Source organism: Mesorhizobium sp. M7A.F.Ca.MR.362.00.0.0 (assembly GCF_004023175.1).
Classification (GTDB): domain Bacteria; phylum Pseudomonadota; class Alphaproteobacteria; order Rhizobiales; family Rhizobiaceae; genus Mesorhizobium.
On sequence record NZ_RZTF01001235.1, the window covers coordinates 1 to 215 of the forward strand.

At 37.7% G+C, this 215-nt stretch carries 1 protein-coding gene; it reads left to right on the forward strand.

Annotated elements, in window-relative coordinates:
• On the forward strand, positions 1–215 hold a 215-nt coding region (locus tag EOC06_RS39760), incomplete at both ends, for a DUF1775 domain-containing protein (protein WP_128310229.1).

A 215-nucleotide genomic window follows, 5' to 3' on the forward strand; every position in this document is an offset into this window, starting at 1 on the left:
GTTTTTCTCATTGCACTTCCAGCAAGTGCACATGTAACTGTTAATCCTTCAGAGTCTCCAACAGAGGCTTGGGAAACATATACAGTAAAAATACCTGTTGAGAAGGACATTGCGACAACGAAGGTAACACTTAAGATAACCGATAATGTGAATTTTAAAATGTACGAACCAGTAGATGGTTGGAAAGTAACAACCGAAACCAATGATAGTGATAA